Origin of the sequence: Streptomyces nodosus, assembly GCF_008704995.1 — a bacterium.
In the GTDB taxonomy this organism is placed as follows: domain Bacteria; phylum Actinomycetota; class Actinomycetes; order Streptomycetales; family Streptomycetaceae; genus Streptomyces; species Streptomyces nodosus.
The window spans coordinates 2,427,784-2,442,530 of sequence record NZ_CP023747.1; the positions used below are offsets into that span (position 1 = coordinate 2,427,784).

13 protein-coding genes, 1 other RNA gene and 1 pseudogene are annotated in these 14,747 nt (G+C 71.4%); 6 read left to right on the forward strand and 9 right to left on the reverse strand.

The genetic code is table 11. The features are described 5' to 3' along the window. Positions 1-5: 5 nt before the first annotated feature. Positions 6-377 (reverse strand): annotated as a pseudogene (locus CP978_RS11010) (transposase family protein); the annotation flags it as partial. 58 nt (positions 378-435) lie between these two features. On the opposite strand from CP978_RS11010, the gene CP978_RS11015 reads away from it, so the two are divergent. Then, positions 436-708: a YrhB domain-containing protein gene (locus tag CP978_RS11015; RefSeq protein ID WP_043439889.1), complete on the forward strand. Its 273-nt coding sequence runs from the start codon at positions 436-438 to the stop codon at positions 706-708. Positions 709-807: 99 nt separating this feature from the next. Then, entirely contained in the window at positions 808-2,430 is a 1,623-nt protein-coding gene (locus tag CP978_RS11020; RefSeq protein WP_150478200.1) for an ISAzo13 family transposase, read from the forward strand. A gap of 23 nt (positions 2,431-2,453) precedes the next feature. Here CP978_RS11020 and CP978_RS11025 read toward each other — a convergent pair. The 5 genes from CP978_RS11025 to CP978_RS11045 form a co-directional block, all read right to left on the reverse strand. Beyond that, positions 2,454-3,244 (reverse strand): IS5 family transposase gene (locus CP978_RS11025; protein ID WP_227745620.1). Its coding sequence is split into 2 segments (ribosomal slippage): positions 2,454-2,909 and positions 2,912-3,244, totalling 789 coding nucleotides; the frame shifts between segments, so codons are not numbered across the junction. A gap of 158 nt (positions 3,245-3,402) precedes the next feature. Next, on the reverse strand, positions 3,403-5,322 hold the full coding sequence (locus CP978_RS11030) for a hypothetical protein (protein ID WP_043439890.1): 1,920 nt from the start codon (positions 5,320-5,322) through the stop codon (positions 3,403-3,405). A gap of 723 nt (positions 5,323-6,045) precedes the next feature. Continuing rightward, positions 6,046-6,445, reverse strand: an RNA gene (gene rnpB, locus CP978_RS11035) — RNase P RNA component class A. 164 nt (positions 6,446-6,609) lie between these two features. Further along, the gene (locus CP978_RS11040) at positions 6,610-7,578 is read right to left on the reverse strand and encodes a DUF1648 domain-containing protein (protein ID WP_227745350.1); all 969 of its coding nucleotides are present in this window, start codon (positions 7,576-7,578) and stop codon (positions 6,610-6,612) included. Next, entirely contained in the window at positions 7,575-7,922 is a 348-nt protein-coding gene (locus tag CP978_RS11045; protein WP_043439895.1) for a GntR family transcriptional regulator, read from the reverse strand. Before CP978_RS11045 ends, CP978_RS11040 begins: the two co-directional genes overlap by 4 nt. Before the next feature lie 131 nt (positions 7,923-8,053). Between CP978_RS11045 and yaaA the strand changes: the two genes are divergently transcribed. Both yaaA and eda read left to right on the forward strand, forming a co-directional pair. Then, positions 8,054-8,854 carry a peroxide stress protein YaaA gene (gene yaaA / locus CP978_RS11050; RefSeq protein ID WP_043439898.1) on the forward strand — a complete coding sequence of 267 codons (801 nt, stop codon included), beginning with the start codon at positions 8,054-8,056 and terminating at the stop codon, positions 8,852-8,854. Between the two features lie 89 nt (positions 8,855-8,943). Next, on the forward strand, positions 8,944-9,618 hold the full coding sequence (gene eda, locus CP978_RS11055; RefSeq protein WP_043439900.1) for a bifunctional 4-hydroxy-2-oxoglutarate aldolase/2-dehydro-3-deoxy-phosphogluconate aldolase: 675 nt from the start codon (positions 8,944-8,946) through the stop codon (positions 9,616-9,618). On the opposite strand, the gene CP978_RS11060 is transcribed toward eda, so the two are convergent. The 3 genes from CP978_RS11060 to CP978_RS11070 are packed head-to-tail and all read right to left on the reverse strand — an operon-like array spanning position 9,593 to position 12,549. Beyond that, the gene (locus CP978_RS11060) at positions 9,593-10,891 is read right to left on the reverse strand and encodes a bifunctional RNase H/acid phosphatase (protein ID WP_043439903.1); all 1,299 of its coding nucleotides are present in this window, start codon (positions 10,889-10,891) and stop codon (positions 9,593-9,595) included. The genes eda and CP978_RS11060 overlap by 26 nt on opposite strands. Positions 10,892-10,903: 12 nt before the next feature. Further along, positions 10,904-11,647, reverse strand: coding sequence for a zinc ribbon domain-containing protein (locus CP978_RS11065; protein ID WP_043448410.1), 744 nt, complete (start codon positions 11,645-11,647; stop codon positions 10,904-10,906). Continuing rightward, positions 11,644-12,549 carry a Nif3-like dinuclear metal center hexameric protein gene (locus tag CP978_RS11070; RefSeq protein ID WP_043439905.1) on the reverse strand — a complete coding sequence of 302 codons (906 nt, stop codon included), beginning with the start codon at positions 12,547-12,549 and terminating at the stop codon, positions 11,644-11,646. The genes CP978_RS11065 and CP978_RS11070 overlap by 4 nt, the downstream gene beginning before the upstream one ends. 265 nt (positions 12,550-12,814) lie before the next feature. On the opposite strand from CP978_RS11070, the gene CP978_RS11075 reads away from it, so the two are divergent. Together CP978_RS11075 and CP978_RS11080 are read left to right on the forward strand one after the other, a co-directional pair. Further along, the gene (locus CP978_RS11075) at positions 12,815-14,164 is read left to right on the forward strand and encodes a hypothetical protein (protein WP_227745351.1); all 1,350 of its coding nucleotides are present in this window, start codon (positions 12,815-12,817) and stop codon (positions 14,162-14,164) included. Between the two features lie 49 nt (positions 14,165-14,213). Continuing rightward, positions 14,214-14,396, forward strand: coding sequence for a hypothetical protein (locus CP978_RS11080; RefSeq protein ID WP_043439907.1), 183 nt, complete (start codon positions 14,214-14,216; stop codon positions 14,394-14,396). Positions 14,397-14,747: the final 351 nt, after the last annotated feature.

A 14,747-nucleotide genomic window follows, 5' to 3' on the forward strand; every position in this document is an offset into this window, starting at 1 on the left:
GATGTCTTCGACCGCTCAGCGACGGCGTGATCCCGGGTCGGGACCAAGGTGCCGTCCACGATGAGCACGGTGCCCTTGGCGAACCGCTTGCGGGGCTGGAGCGCGAGCATCGGCCCAAGGCGGTCGATGATGCGGTCCGCTGCCGACTTGGACACCCCGCACAGCGGGGCGAGCTGGCGCATCGTGAGGTTCGTGCGCCAGTACGCCGCGACCAGCAGTGCCCGGTCCTCCAGGGGGAGGCTCCACGGCCGGCCCTTGCGGACAGCGTCCGCGCCCTGGCGGCGCAAGACCGTCACCAGCTTCCGCAAGGCTCGGGGGCTCAGTCCGGTGAATGGAGCTATCCAGGACGGCTCCGACGCCGTGATCACACCAGCCACGCGGCGATCATCCCAGGCCGGTTAGGGTGCCGCCGTCGAGCCGAAGGACTGGAGATGGATGATGGAGCAGGACGAAGCCCTGCAGCTTGCGGTGGCGTTTCTCGCGCAGAGCCAGCGTGATGACGAGCCGCCACTGGCCATCGATGCAGAGCGGGTCCGTGAGAGCAACGGGTTCCTGATCGTGCCCTACAACTCCGTGCAGTATCTGGCCTCGCGCGATGTGAGACAGCAGCTGTTGGACTGCTGGCCCATCCTCGTCGACCTTGAACGCGGAGACGTGCGGTTCGGAACCCTGGACGAGCGGCATCTGTGGAAGAACCTGAGCAGTTGACGAGGCCGTGGCTGCCCCGCAACCACAGTTACGGGACAGCCTTTAGGGCTTGCAGATCATCAAGGTGTTGCTTCCCGTTCTGGAGCTCGTTGGTGTGGTATGCGCAACTCGGATGAGGCTCAAGCCCAACTCACTGTGAAGTTTGCGGCGTTGTTTCCACATCTGGACGAGCGGCAGCGGCGGCTGATGATGGGAGCGGAGGCCCGGGTGCTGGGGCATGGCGGGGTCCGGGCCGTCGCGCGGGCCGCCGTGGTGAGTGAGACGACGGTCCGCAAGGGCGTGTTGGAGTTGGAGACCGGCGAGGAGCCGTTGGGCCGGGTGCGGCGACCGGGCGGGGGCCGCAAACGAGTCGCGGATCTCGATCCGGGGCTGCGGCCCGCGCTGCTGGCGCTGGTCGAGCCGGACGAGCGGGGTGATCCGATGTCGCCGCTGCGGTGGACGGTGAAGTCGACCCGTACCCTCGCCGAGGAACTGGCCCGGGCCGGGCACAAAGTCAGTGCGGACACCGTCGCCGACCTGTTACAGGAGGAGGGCTTCAGTCTGCAGGCGAATGCCAAGACGCTGGAGGGCGGCCGGCACGCGGACCGCGACGCCCAGTTCCGCTATCTCAACGAACAGGCTCGCGTGCACCGGGACGCCGGGCAGCCGGTCATCAGCGTGGACGCCAAGAAGAAGGAACTCGTCGGCGAATTCAAGAACAGCGGCCGGCAGTGGCGGCCGGCCGGTGATCCGGCGCCGGTGAACGTCCACGACTTCGCCGACCCCAAGCTGGGCAAGGCCATCCCCTACGGGGTCTACGACGTCACAGCGAACACCGGCTGGGTCAACGTCGGCACCGATCACGACACGGCCGCATTCGCGGTGGAATCGATCCGCCGCTGGTGGTCCGGCCAGGGACAAGCCGCCTACCCGCAGGCGACACGGCTGCTGATCACCGCCGACGCTGGTGGCTCCAACGGCTACCGGACCCGGGCCTGGAAGCTCGAACTCGCCCGCCTCGCCGCCGAAATGGGGCTGACGATCACGGTCTGTCACCTGCCTCCGGGCACGTCGAAGTGGAACAAGATCGAGCACCGGCTGTTCTCGCACATCACCATGAACTGGCGCGGACGCCCGCTGACCAGCCACGAAGTCATCGTCCAGTCCATCGCCGCCACCACGACCCGCACGGGCCTGCGCGTCATGGCGGAGCTGGACACCAACACCTACCCGACCGGAGTCGCCGTCGATGACGCGGAGATGGCGGCCCTGCCACTGACCCGCCACCTCTTCCACGGCGAATGGAACTATGCCCTGCACCCGCGGCCATGCCCGGCCATTGCGGTGGCCCGGCCCCCGCAGCCGCTGGCGGCGGAGTGGGACCAGAGCCTGCTCTCCGATCCCGCCCTGACCGGAATGACCCGACAGCAACTCAACGACCTGACCGAGTCTTTGTCCGACGGCGTCAAGCGTGGCCGTCCTCCCCGGCTCGACTTCCCCAACCAGGTCCTGGCGGCCGTGCTCCACCTGCGGGTCTCCCTGGCCGCAGAACCCCTCGCCGTGCTGTTCGGCAGCAGCCGGACCGCCATGCACCGCACCCTGCTGAAGATCAGGAGACTGCTCAAGGCACACGGCGTCGTCATCCCACCAGCGGTCAGCCCGCCCGCTGTCCTCGCCACCCTCCAAGCCCGCGTCCGTGCCCAGAGCGACGACCCCAACAAGATCAAGACGACGTGTTATTGATCTGCAAGCCCTTAGAGGTCGTCTCATTTGGTGAGTCTGCGGTAGCAAATGAGGGTGCAGGCGATCGCGGTGAAGGCCAGGAAGTGCTCCGCTTTGCGCTCGTAGCGGCGGTGCAGGCGACGGCAGCCAGCGAGCCAGGACATGGTGCGTTCGATCGTCCAACGGTGCCGGCCGAGTCGTGTGGAGGACTCGATACCTCTGCGGGCGATGCGGTGCCGGATACCGCGCATGCGGAGCCATCGGCGCAGGTGGTCGTAGTCGTACCCCTTGTCCGCGTGGAGCTTGGCGGGCCGTCGCCTGCGCGGGCCGCGGCGGGAGCGGATCGGCGGGATCCCGCGTACGAGTGGCTCGAGCGCCTGGCTGTCGTGGAGGTTCGCACCGGAGATGCCGATGGACAGGGGCAATCCGGTCCGCTCGGTGATCAAGTGGATCTTCGAGCCCTTGCCTCGGTCTACAGGATTCGGACCTGTCAGCTCCCCCCTTTCAGGGCCCGCATGTTCACCGAGTCGATCGCGCAACGGGACCAGTCCAAGTCGCCGCGTGAGCCCAACTCGTCGAGGACCAGCCGGTGCAGCCTGGCCCACACCCGAGCTGCGGACCACTCGGTGAAACGCCGGTGCGCGGTCGGTCCTGACGGGCCGAAGACCGGCGGCAACTGCCGCCAGGTGCAACCCGTCGTGGCGACGAAGATGATCGCCGCGAGGACCTCACGGTCACCGTGCCGTCGCCGACCCCCGCCCTGTGGGCGTGTGGGGGCGGGAGGCACCACACGCTGGAAGAGGTCGTACAGCTCATCCGGCACCAAGCGTTCCACGATCAGCACAAGCCCAGACTACCGATCACCCCAAATGAGACGACGTCTAAGGACGGCGTCGAGGAGCAGACCGGCTGACGGAGGCCCGGGTTCGCGTAAGACCGCGTACGCCCTGCCGTCTAGCGGGTAGTGTTGATGTTCCGTCAGGTGTGCGATGGTCAGCCTCGTGGGCGGTTGTGGTCGGTGACAGTGCCGCCATGCGGCGGGCGCGGCAGGGCGTCGGCGAGCGGCTTCAGCGCCGCGTCCAGCAGTTCGGACTGCCGGGCGGGTCGGCGGGGATGAAGTCGCATAACGTGGAAGATGTGGTCGCGTACGGCGGCGATGCGCAGCCCGCCGGACTGCTTGCCGCGCAGGATGTCCAGCATCCCGGGGCCGGACTCCTCCTGGATGCCTTCGATCATTTCCAGTTCTTCGATGTCCACGATCTCCACCGGATCGGTGTCCGGCGCCTGCAACAGCCCGCGCGCCCGGGCGCGTTCACGGATGACGGTGAGGGTTACCGGGTTGACGGGGAAGCCCTCAGGCAGCACGAGCAGGGGCAGGTAGCGGCGCTCAGCGGGAGCCGACGTGCCGGTGAGCGCGGCCTCGTCGCGGCGTAGTGCCGCGATGGTCGCGTCGATCTGGTCGAGTTCCTCGATGAGCTTGTCGATGTCCTCGATCTGTGATTCGCCGGGTACGGCGGTGGCGGCTTCGCGGCGCAGCTGGGAGGTCGTGACCTCGATGACGATCCAGGTGCCGGGGTAGTCGATCGCGGCGTCGGCGATGCGCTGGCCCTCGGCGGTGTAGGCGGCCTTGAGTTCGGCGTCGTCGTAGACCCGGCGGGTGGTGCCCTCGTCGCCCACGATCCGGTGCAGAACCTCGCTGACGTAGACCTCGCTGAGGTGACGCAGGGTCGACTCGGCCCGAGCCGCAAGCTTGCGGTGGCCGACGGGCCTGGTGTGCCCCGGCGGCGGAAACTTGATGTCCCAGATCGGCAGCCATCCGAAGGCACGGTTGAGCAGGTGGCGGGGGTCGAGGACAAGCAGCCGGCCCTCGGGCAGGCGAAGGACCGGCCACTGCTGGAAGGGGTCGAAAGCCCATTCGGTGCGCTGATCGGGCTGTTGACTGCGCACCGCCTCGCGCATACCCGACAGGTCGGTGCTGATCAGCGCCAGCACCGCCTCGACCTGCTCGGAGGGTATGTCCAGGACGGTCAGTTCGCCCAGTTCGATGACGAAACGACCGGACGCGGTGACCATCCACAGGTAGCCGGCGACGGCCGCCAGGGACTCGAACTGGATGCCCGTGCAGTCCCGGTAGACCTCACCGAGGTCGACAATGCCCGGCTCACCCCGGTGCTCGGCCGGCAATTGCAGCCAGCGGCGCGCATAGCGGGCCAGGAATCCCGCGACGGACCAGTTGTGGTTGAAGTGCTGGTTGGCGATGATCTCACGGCCCAGAGTGCCCGGCCGGTCGCCGATGATGGTCGGACCGGAGTCGGGGAGCACTCCCGTCGTCTGCACGACGGCGAAAAAGGCGCCCAGGACGTCGCCTTGGCATGTGCCTTCCGGCAGTGTGTCCGGCGAGGCTTCCATAGCCATACGGGCCAGAAGCATGAAGGCCTGGGGGACGAGGAGTCGGCGGGTCTCGTCCCGGAGCAGGTTGAGAACCCGCCCGCGGATCGGCTCCTTGAACAGCCGATCGGCGAACTGCTGGTCGACCTCGCTGACGGATGCGCCGGGAACGGCCAAGGCGTTGAGAGCCAGGGCGCAAAAGCGCAGAACCCCCTCCAGAGGAAGGCGCTGCAGTTGGCGCCGGATGTAGTCGGCGGGCAGCTGGAATCCGAAGATCTCTTCCGGTGTGAGGTAGACCGCGGTCAGATCGATCGGCGCCGGTTCCTGGAAGGAAGCGGGGACCCACAATCCACTGGAGCGTTCGTTCCAGCGAGGCACGAGAGCCGTCGCGGTCGATCCCTGGAGCACCGGGTTACCGGCCGACGGATCGGCCAGATAGCTGGTCCGCAGGGAGACAGGCTCGGTGTCGGCGAGCATCTGCCGCATGGCCTCGATCTGCTGGGCGAGGTAGTCTCCGGCGTCCATCGGTGCTCCTGTCGTGCATGTACCGTCGACCATGGGCTCGGCTCTCGGCACCTCGTTCTAGCGGCTATCAGGATCGACGCCGGGGACAGGCGGAGCCAAGCGAATAACCCCCGGCCGGCATGTCCAGCACATCGGCTGCGACAAGGCACGCCGTCGACCGCGCCAACGGCTTCGACCTCCAGGAAAGCCGCCTATCAGCGTCTCTTCGCGTCAGGCCCGTGCGCCATCAGCGAGATCCCAGGCACCTCGCTCAAGGCCGATGCCCAAGTCGATGCCCGCTCTGACCTCGACCGCGAACTTGACGGCGCCGAAGTAGCCGGGAGCGCCAGTGCGTGCCAAACATAGGCATCGGCCACACAGGAGGCGACCGGCAAGGACCTGGCTCGTGGAAATGCGCAAGGCGAGCGCGATAAACACAGGTGGGGTGGACCGCCAACCCCGCACGCCCATACACAACGCGCATACGGAGACACGCCGGACGATACTTTCGAGTATGCCTGGGCCCTCTCGACTCGCCGTCTGCGGACTGTCAACTGCCCTCACACCCGACCAGGCGCCCAATAGGCCCCATCCATCCCCTTATAGGTTGGACAGAGTCAACAATACGCGGCGTACATCGCCACGTTGTCACCCACCTGCACGGCCAGGATTCGACCCGGATTCGACCCGGCCAGTTTGTTCAACAAGTGAACATGGGCTCTGACCAGCGAAAACAAAGAGCGGCAGACGAGTCGGGCTGTACGCCGGGTTCTGTTCCCCGGGTTCCTCGCGGAGCCCGGGGCGACGGCCATCCATCTAGGACCGGCGTTGCCGCCGGTCTCGTGCGGTCTACCCGCGGACTCGGGCGGGCAGCCCTCGAACGTCCGCGCAGAAACACCGGGGTGTTTCCTTTTGACCTTGCTCCGGGTGGGGTTTACCGAGCTGCCCAGGTCACCCTGGGCACTGGTGGTCTCTTACACCACCGTTTCACCCTTACCGAGGACCGAGATCCCCGGCGGTCTGCTTTCTGTGGCACTGTCCCGCGGGTCACCCCGGGTGGCCGTTAGCCACCACCCTGCCCTGTGGAGCCCGGACGTTCCTCGGGAAGCCCCAGGGGGCTCCACGCGGCCGTCCGCCCGGCTCGTCTGCCGTGTGGACCATGGTACCGGGCACCTGGTCCGCCTCGCTCCGCCGGCCGGTCCCGCGGTCGCGGGCGCGGAGGCTGCCGGGCTCGGCGCGAGGCGGCGGGGGCGGCCGTGAGAGCGGCCGGTGAGGGCGGGGCGGTCAGGGCGTCGGCGGGACGCGCGCTCAGCGCGAGGCGCGTTGGGCGACCCAGGTGTTGAGGAGTGCGGCGCCGCGTTCGGCGTCGTCCACGCTCACGGCGAAGTCCCTGCCCCGGGCGCGGATCACCAGGCACTCCCCGCCGCGCAGCATCACCGTGGTGCCCCGTGGACCCAGCCGGTAGCCCCAGCCGCCGGACTGGGCAGCCGTGCGGTGCTCGGAGCGGGCCGAGTCGATGTCCTTCAGGGACCAGCGCAGGGCCGGCAGGCCGAACGGGCCGAAGGCGACCTTCAGCCCCTGCTCGCTGACCCGCGCCTCCACGGAGCCACAGCCGAGAAGCACGACCGAGGTGACGGCGAGGGGCACGATCAGCCGCCAGGACGGGCCGGTCAGCCCGGTCACGGCGACGAGGGCCGCGGCCACCGTCGCCAGGCCGGTCGCCGCGGACGCCCCCTGTATCCACGGATTGGCGGCACGGGAGAACCACATCAGCCGCTGGCCCTGGGGAAGGTCCATGACCGGACCGTCCGTCGCCGCCTCCCGCGGGGTCCGGGGACGACGCCCGGACAGCCAGGTGATCAGCCCCGCCGCGCACGCGGCGACCCCCAGGCCCACCACCAGCCAGACCGACATCGACCGGGCCTCGTGCCAGTCGGTCCGGTCCAGGTTGGCGCGCACGATGGCGGCCTGCGCGCCCACGAGCAGGAAGCCGGTCGCCAGGACGACGGCCACCCACTCCCGTGCCGCGTCCGTCCGCCGGCCCAGGATCACCATGCCCACGGCCACCACCAGCCAGCACAGGGCCGGAACGAGCACCGCACCCCACAGGGGCATCGATCCGTCGGGTTCGCCCGCACCGCTCCAGTGGGTCGCCAGCCGCTGCGGCAGGCGACCTTCGGCGGCCAGCGGTATCGCCACCAGGAGCACCAGTATTCCGGCGGACCACCCGGCGACCCCCCAGGACGCCCCGCCCCCGTGCTTCACTCGCTCGCTCACGACGTCTCTCCGATCATCTCGATGAGGTCGGTCTTGCCGTACCCGAGGCGGGCGGCGTCGGTCACCAGCTCCCGTACCCGGTCCAGCAGGACCGAGCGCCCGTCCGCCCCGGCGGCCACGGACACCCCCCGGCCGCGCCGGAACTCCAGCACGCCCTCCTCGCGCAGGGTCCGCAGGCCGCGCAGCACGGTGTTCACATTGACGTCCAGCGCCTGGGAGAGCTCCCGCGCCGACGGCAGCCGGTCCCCCGGGAGGCACTCCCCCTCCGCGACGGCCCGCCGGACGGCGGCCGCCACCTGTTCGTGCAGGGGGCGGTTGTCCGCAACGTTCAGCCTCAACAACATGGTGCTAATGACACTAGCACCAACAGACACGACGGGGAGGGCCGCGGGCCAGGGCCGCACACCGGCGCGACCGCCCCGACGGCACCGCGTAACCTGACGCGGACCCCGCCTCTCGGCCCCAAGGAGAATCCGTGCTCGTCCTGTTGCCGCCGTCCGAAGGCAAGGCGCCCTCCGGTCGCGGTGCTCCGCTGCGGCCGGAGTCGCTGTCGCTGCCGGGCCTGGCCGCCTCGCGTGAGGCGGTGCTCGGGGAGCTGGTGGAGCTGTGCACGGGCGACGAGGGCAAGGCGCGCGAGGTGCTGGGGCTGAGCGAGGGCCTGCGCGACGAGGTCGCCAAGAACGCCGGGCTGCGGACGGCGGGGACGCGGCCCGCCGGGGAGATCTACACCGGGGTCCTGTACGACGCCCTGGACCTGGCCTCGCTGGACCCCGCGGCCAGGCGGCGCGCCGGTCGGTCCCTGCTGGTCTTCTCGGGCCTGTGGGGGGCGCTCCGGGTGACGGACCGCATTCCCTCGTACCGCTGCTCGATGGGCGTGAAGCTGCCCGGCCTCGGACCGCTGGGCACCCACTGGCGTACGCCGATGGCCTCGGTCCTCCCCGAGGCGGCCGGCGACGGACTGGTGCTGGACCTGCGCTCCTCCGCGTACGCCAGCGCCTGGAAGCCCAGGGGCGAGGTCGCGGGGCGGACGGCGACCGTGCGGGTGCTGCACTCCCGGATCGTGGACGGGGTGGAGAAGCGGTCCGTGGTCAGTCACTTCAACAAGGCGACCAAGGGGCGGATCGTCCGCGGTCTGCTGACGGCGGGGGCCGCCCCGAAGAACCCGGCCGAGCTGGTGGTGGCGCTGCGGGACCTGGGGTACCTGGTGGAGGCCGAGGCGCCGGCCGGGCCGGGGAAGGCGTGGTCGCTGGACGTGGTGGTGACGGAGATCCACTGAGACACCCGGCCGCCGCGCGGGCGGGACGGGGCGTTGCAGTCCGTGCAACACCCTTTGTCCCCACCGCTTTTGGTCGGCAGGATGAGTCCATGGCCTCACCGCTCCCACCGTCGCCGTCCACCGTCTCCGTCCTCGATCTCGCCCCCGTCGTCCCCGTGGCCGTGGTGGCGGACGCCGCCGATGCCGTGCCCCTGGCCCGGGCGCTGGTGGCCGGCGGGCTGCCCGCGGTGGAGGTGACGCTGCGCACCCCGGCCGGGCTCGACGCGATCCGGGCGATCACGGGCCAGGTCCCGGAGGCGGTGGTCGGTGCGGGCACGGTCGTCACCCCGGAGCAGGTGACGGACTGTCTGGCGGCGGGTGCGCGATTCCTGGTCAGCCCGGGGTGGACGGACACCCTGCTGACGGCGATGCGGACGTCCGGGGTACCGTTCCTGCCGGGGGTGTCCACGGCGTCCGAGGTGATGGCCCTGCTGGAACGCGGCGTACGGGACATGAAGTTCTTCCCCGCGCAGGCGGCCGGCGGCACGGCCTATGTGAGGTCGCTGGCCGGCCCGCTCCCGGGGGCCCGGTTCTGCCCGACCGGCGGCATCGGCCCGGCGAACGCCGCCGACTATCTGGCGCTGCCCAACGTCGCCTGTGTGGGCGGGACCTGGATGCTCCCGGACGAGGCGATCGCGGCGAAGGACTGGGCCCGGATCGAGCGACTCGCCCGGGAGGCGGCACAGTTGCGCCGCCCGCTCAGCGCAGAGGGGACGTGTCGTTGAGCAGACGGAGGGTGGCGTTGCCGTCGGCGTAGTACGCCACCACGCTCAGGGAGGCCGCCGACAGCTCCATGCGGAACAGGGCCTGGGCAGGCGCGCCGAGGGCGAGACGGACCAGGGTCTTGATGGGCGTGACATGCGAGACCAGCAGGACCGTGCGGCCCGTATGGGCGGCGAGCAGCCGGTCCCGGGTGGCGGCGACCCGTTCGGCGACGGCCGCGAAGCTCTCGCCGCCGCCGCTGGGCCCGGCCTCCGGGTCGCTCAGCCAGGCGTTCATGTCCTCCGGGTGGCGTGCCTGGACCTCGCCGAAGGTCAGGCCCTCCCAGGCGCCGAAGTCGGTCTCGCGCAGCCCCTCTTCGACGCTCACCTCGAGCCCGAGGCGGGCGGCGACGATCCCGGCGGTCTCCCGGCAGCGCGCGAGGGGCGAGGAGACGACGGCCCTGACGGTGCCCCGCGCGGCGAGCGCACCGGCGACCAGCCCGGCCTGACGCCGGCCCACGTCGGACAGGGCCGGGTCGTCGCCGCCGCTGCCGGAGAACCGCTTGAGCGGGGTGTGGGGGGTCTCGCCGTGGCGCAGCAGCACCAGGGTGGTGGGCGTGCCGAGATCGGGCGGGGCGGAGGCGACATGACGGGCGGCGCGCACATCGGCGTCGGCCCTGGCACCCGCGCCGATCCCGACACCGCTCCCGGCACCGCTCCCGGCACCGGTCCTGGCCGAGGGCTCGACCTCGGCTCCGGCTCCGGCTCCGGCTCCGGCTCCGGCTCCGGCTCCGGCTCCGGCAGGAGGCTCGGCCACCGAGGAGACCGCGGGCCTCCGGCTCCCCGCGCCGCCGGACTTCGGCCTCCCGGCCCCCGTACCGGCCGCCTTCCCGGTCCCCGCGTCCATCGCCTCGTTGGCCAGACGGTCCGCGTGCTTGTTCCGCTCGCGCGGGATCCACTCGTAGGTGACCTGCCCGGCCGGGAAGACCGCCGCGGACTGCATGGCCAGGGGCCTCATGTCCGGGTGCTTGATCTTCCAGCGGCCCGACATCTGCTCGACCACCAGCTTGGAGTCCATACGGACATGGACCCTTGCGGTCGGGTCCAGCTCATGGGCCGCCCGCAGCCCGGCCAGCAGTCCCCGGTACTCGGCGACATTGTTGGTGGCCGTCCCGATGAACTCGGCCCGCTCCGCCAGGGTTTGCCCCGTCACGGCGTCGCACACCACACTGCCGTAGCCCGCGGGCCCCGGGTTGCCCCGGGAGCCGCCGTCGGCCTCGACGATGAACTCCCGCACGCCGTATGCCTCTTACAGCCCCGACTCGGCGGTGCGCACCAGGATGCGGCGGCAGTTCTCGCAGCGGATCACGGTGTCGGGGGCGGCCGAGCGAATCTCGCTCAGCTCGGTGATCGCCAGCTCCTGGCGGCAGCCCTGGCAGGTGCGCTGGTAGAGCTTGGCCGCGCCGATGCCGCCCTGCTGCTCGCGCAGCTTGTCGTACAGCTTCAGCAGGTCACCGGGCACCGCGCCCGCGACGACCTCGCGCTCCTTCGTCACCGAGGCGACCTCGCCGTCGATCTCCTCGAAGGCCGCGTTCCGGCGCCCCGTGGCGTCGTCGATCTTCGACTGCACCGACTCGACCCGCCCGGTCAGTTCGGTGACCCGCTCCTGAGCGGACTCGCGGCGCTCCATCACCTCAAGGACGACGTCCTCCAGATCGCCCTGCCGCTTGGCGAGCGAGGTGATCTCGTGCTGGAGGTTCTCCAGATCCTTCGGCGAGGTGACCGCGCCGGAGTCCAGCCGCTGCTGGTCGCGGGCGGAACGCCGGCGCACCTGGTCCACGTCCTGCTCCGCCTTGGTCTGCTCGCGGGCGCAGTCGCTCTCCTCGGTCTGCGCGGCCACCAGCAGGTCGCGCAGCTGGGTGAGGTCCTTGGTCAGCGACTCGATCTCGGCGTGCTCGGGCAGGGTCCTCCGCCGGTGCGCGAGCTGCTGCAGGCGCACATCGAGGGCCTGGACGTCGAGAAGACGGATCTGGTCGGCGGGCGCGGCGTTCAGTTGGGGGCTCCAGGGGTGTCGGAGGACACGCGTGAGGCGCTCCTCGTACGGGTGGTGGATGAGGGGTGGGACGACGCCGCGTGGGCGGTCCAGGGATCGGTGACCGTCGGTGAGACATGGACGCGAAGGCCCCAGCCGTGACGGTCGGAGATCTCGTCGAGCTGGGTCGCGGCCAGCTCGCACCAGGGCCACTCGGTGGCCCAGTGCGCCGCGTCGAGCAGCGCGAGGGGACCGTGGGCGCGGTCCGCCATGAACTCCGACGCCGGGTGATGGCGCAGGTCCGCGGTGAGGAAGGCGTCGACGCCGGCCGCGCGGACGTCGTCGAAGAGGCTGTCGCCGGAGCCGCCGCTGACCGCGATCGTGCGCACCTGGGCCTCGGGGTCGCCGGCCACCCTGATGCCCTGCGCGGTGGCGGGCAGCCGCTCGGCGGCGCGGGCGGCCAGCTCACGGACGGTCAGCGGGTGGTCGAGCTCGCAGACGCGGCCGAGACCCCGGCGGCCCTCCGGATCGGTCGGGTCCGGGATCAGGGGGCGTACCACCCTGAGGTCGAGCGCGCCGGCGAGGGCGTCACTGACACCGGGGTCGGCGCGGTCGGCGTTGGTGTGGGCGACGTGCAGCGCGATGTCGTTCTTGACGAGGGTGTGCACGACCCGGCCCTTGAAGGTGGAGGCCGCCACGGTCGTGGTGCCGCGCAGATAGAGCGGATGGTGGGTGACCAGCAGGTCGGCGCCCAGCTGCACCGCCTCGTCGACGATCTCCTGTACGGGGTCGACGGCGAAGAGGACCCGGGAGACCTCCTGGTCGGGGTCGCCGACGACCGTGCCGACCGCGTCCCAGGACTCGGCCCGCTCGGTGGGCCACAGGGTCTCCAGCGCGGCGATGACTTCAGACAGACGGGGCACGGGGAAAAGGCTACCTGGCCCGGGTCCGTGCCCCCTCGGTCGCGGGCCGTTCGACCGGGCGGGGTGGGCCGCGGAGCCGGACCGGACGGCGGCCCGGACCGTCCCGGGTCGTGCGCCGAGGGGCCGTGCGCCCCTCCTCCAGCACACCCGCCCCCGTCTCCTCAGGCGAACCGCGGGACCGACACCCGTATGTGTGAAGCGACCGTCCGCGTATGTCACGCCCCTGTCCGCGAAAACTACCGTCGTCGCGGGAGGTGACCGAGCGATGACAGTCTGCGCCTTTACGGCCGCCGTGTCGGACGGGAACGAGCGGAACGAGCGGGCGGACCGGCCCGGGTGCGTGATCAGCGCCAACGGGTCCTACGCCGCGCGCCTCGCCCGGGACGGTGAGTGCTGGTACCCGGAGCGCTGGACCCTGGACAGCCCCGAGCCGTACGCCGTGCCGCTGCCGGGCAACCAGCCGGAGGATCCCGGCACCGAGGTGCAGCCGATGGCCGACGGGCGGGTGCTGATCCACCGGGTCGCGGACGGACGGCATGTGTTCTCGCTGCTGTACCCGACCGGGCCCGGGACGGGGGAGCTGCCGCTGGGCGCGGTGGAGTGCCCCCGGGAGGAGATCCTGCTGAGGCTGCTGCCGCCCGCGCCGACGGGGGACCGCGCGTACGCGCTCGCGGTGGGGCGGGAGTCCACGGCGGTATGGCTGGTGGCGGGCGGGGCACAGGGGCCCGAGCTGCTGGCGAAGGTGCCGGGCCGCTGCTCCGGCGGGGTGTGGCTGGACCGAGCCGGCCGGATGCTGGCCCTGGACCGCACCCCCGACGAGGGTCCCACCAAGACGGTGGTGGTGGATCTGGGGCGGGGCGGGGAGGTGTCGCCGCTGCTGCAGATCACGGACGGCAGCGACGACCGGCTGCTGCTCGCGGATCCGGACAGCGGGCTGCTGCTGATCCGCTCCGATGCGCCCTCGCCGGGCCGGAAGCGGCTCGGCTGGGGGGTGTTGGGAAGCGCCCGACCGGTGCGTTTCCCCTCCTGTCTGAGTCTGGAGGACCCGGTCACCCCGTTCGCCGTGCAGCCGGGGCAGGCGCTGACACCGGAGAGCTGTGCGGTGGCGCTGCGGATCGACGGGGCGACGGGCAGCTGGATCGGGCTGTGGCGCCCGGCGGACCGTCGCGTCCACCAACTCGCCGCCCCGGAGGGCTGGCTGGCGGGCGCCGGGCTGTGGACCCGTGAGGGGGCGCTGCGGCTGCCGTATGCGACGGGCGCGGTGCGGTGCGGGATGGCGCGGGTGGAGATGCCCGAGGGGCCGGGCCCGCGGCCGGCGGCGGGGCCGGGTGCCCGGCCGGCGTCGGCCGAACAGGGGGCAACCGGGCCGGAACAGGCGCCGGAGGCACGACCGCTGCCGGAGGCCCGGCCGCACGAGGCGACCCGCCCGGTCACCCTGCAGCAGGCGCTGCTGCCGCGCCGTGCACAGCCGCAGCCGACCCCTCTGCTGTGGGTCCGCACCCGGCAGATGCCGGTGGCCGGCCGCGGCGGGATCCGAGGCGACGGGGAGGGGCGCGGTGACGGTCGGGGCACGGTACCGCCGGTTCCGGGCACGGCTGTCGTCGGCGCCGGTTAGACTCGCCCGGCTGTACGAAGGATCATGTTTGACGGGGTGAACACTTCAGATGGAGAACATCAGCACCGCGCTGCCTCTGCCCTCCGAGGGCCAGGAGGACCCGGGACACGGACGCCACCGTGGGCCGGTTTCCGCCGAGGAGCACGAGGCGTCCGTGCACGGCCGGCACCGCAAGCCGTCCGAGCAGGCCGAGCAGTCCGGCACGGCGGCCTGGCCCCGACCGGGCCAGTGACCTGACGGCGCGTCGGCCGCCGTGACCCGGCCGGCCCTCGCGCCCGCACGGCCCCGCTCGTCTCAGGACGAGCGGGGCCGTTTCCGTGTCCGGACGCGCCTTCGGAGCCGAAAACGCGGGAGCCGTGGGCCGGAATCGAGGCCGGGACCCGGACCCGGATCGGCACCGAGGCCGGGACCGGCGCCGGAGCCTGGACCGGGGCCGAGGTCGGCCCGGGAACGAGACGAACCCGGGGGGGACAAGACCGGAGAACGGAACCGAGACCGGGCCAAGGACAGGACCGGGGGACGAACCCGGATCGAGGCCGGAACCGGATCGAAGGCCGGGACCGAGGCAAGGACCAGGACCCGG

Bases quoted from the DNA above. Each gene is read 5' to 3' on its own strand.
- CP978_RS11015 (WP_043439889.1), top strand. From the start codon at position 436: ATGATGGAGCAGGACGAAGCCCTGCAGCTTGCGGTGGCGTTTCTCGCG.
- CP978_RS11020 (WP_150478200.1), top strand. From the start codon at position 808: ATGCGCAACTCGGATGAGGCTCAAGCCCAACTCACTGTGAAGTTTGCG.
- CP978_RS11030 (WP_043439890.1), bottom strand. From the start codon at position 5,322: ATGGACGCCGGAGACTACCTCGCCCAGCAGATCGAGGCCATGCGGCAG.
- CP978_RS11045 (WP_043439895.1), bottom strand. From the start codon at position 7,922: ATGTTGTTGAGGCTGAACGTTGCGGACAACCGCCCCCTGCACGAACAG.
- eda (WP_043439900.1), top strand. From the start codon at position 8,944: ATGGCCTCACCGCTCCCACCGTCGCCGTCCACCGTCTCCGTCCTCGAT.
- CP978_RS11075 (WP_227745351.1), top strand. From the start codon at position 12,815: ATGACAGTCTGCGCCTTTACGGCCGCCGTGTCGGACGGGAACGAGCGG.
- CP978_RS11080 (WP_043439907.1), top strand. From the start codon at position 14,214: ATGGAGAACATCAGCACCGCGCTGCCTCTGCCCTCCGAGGGCCAGGAG.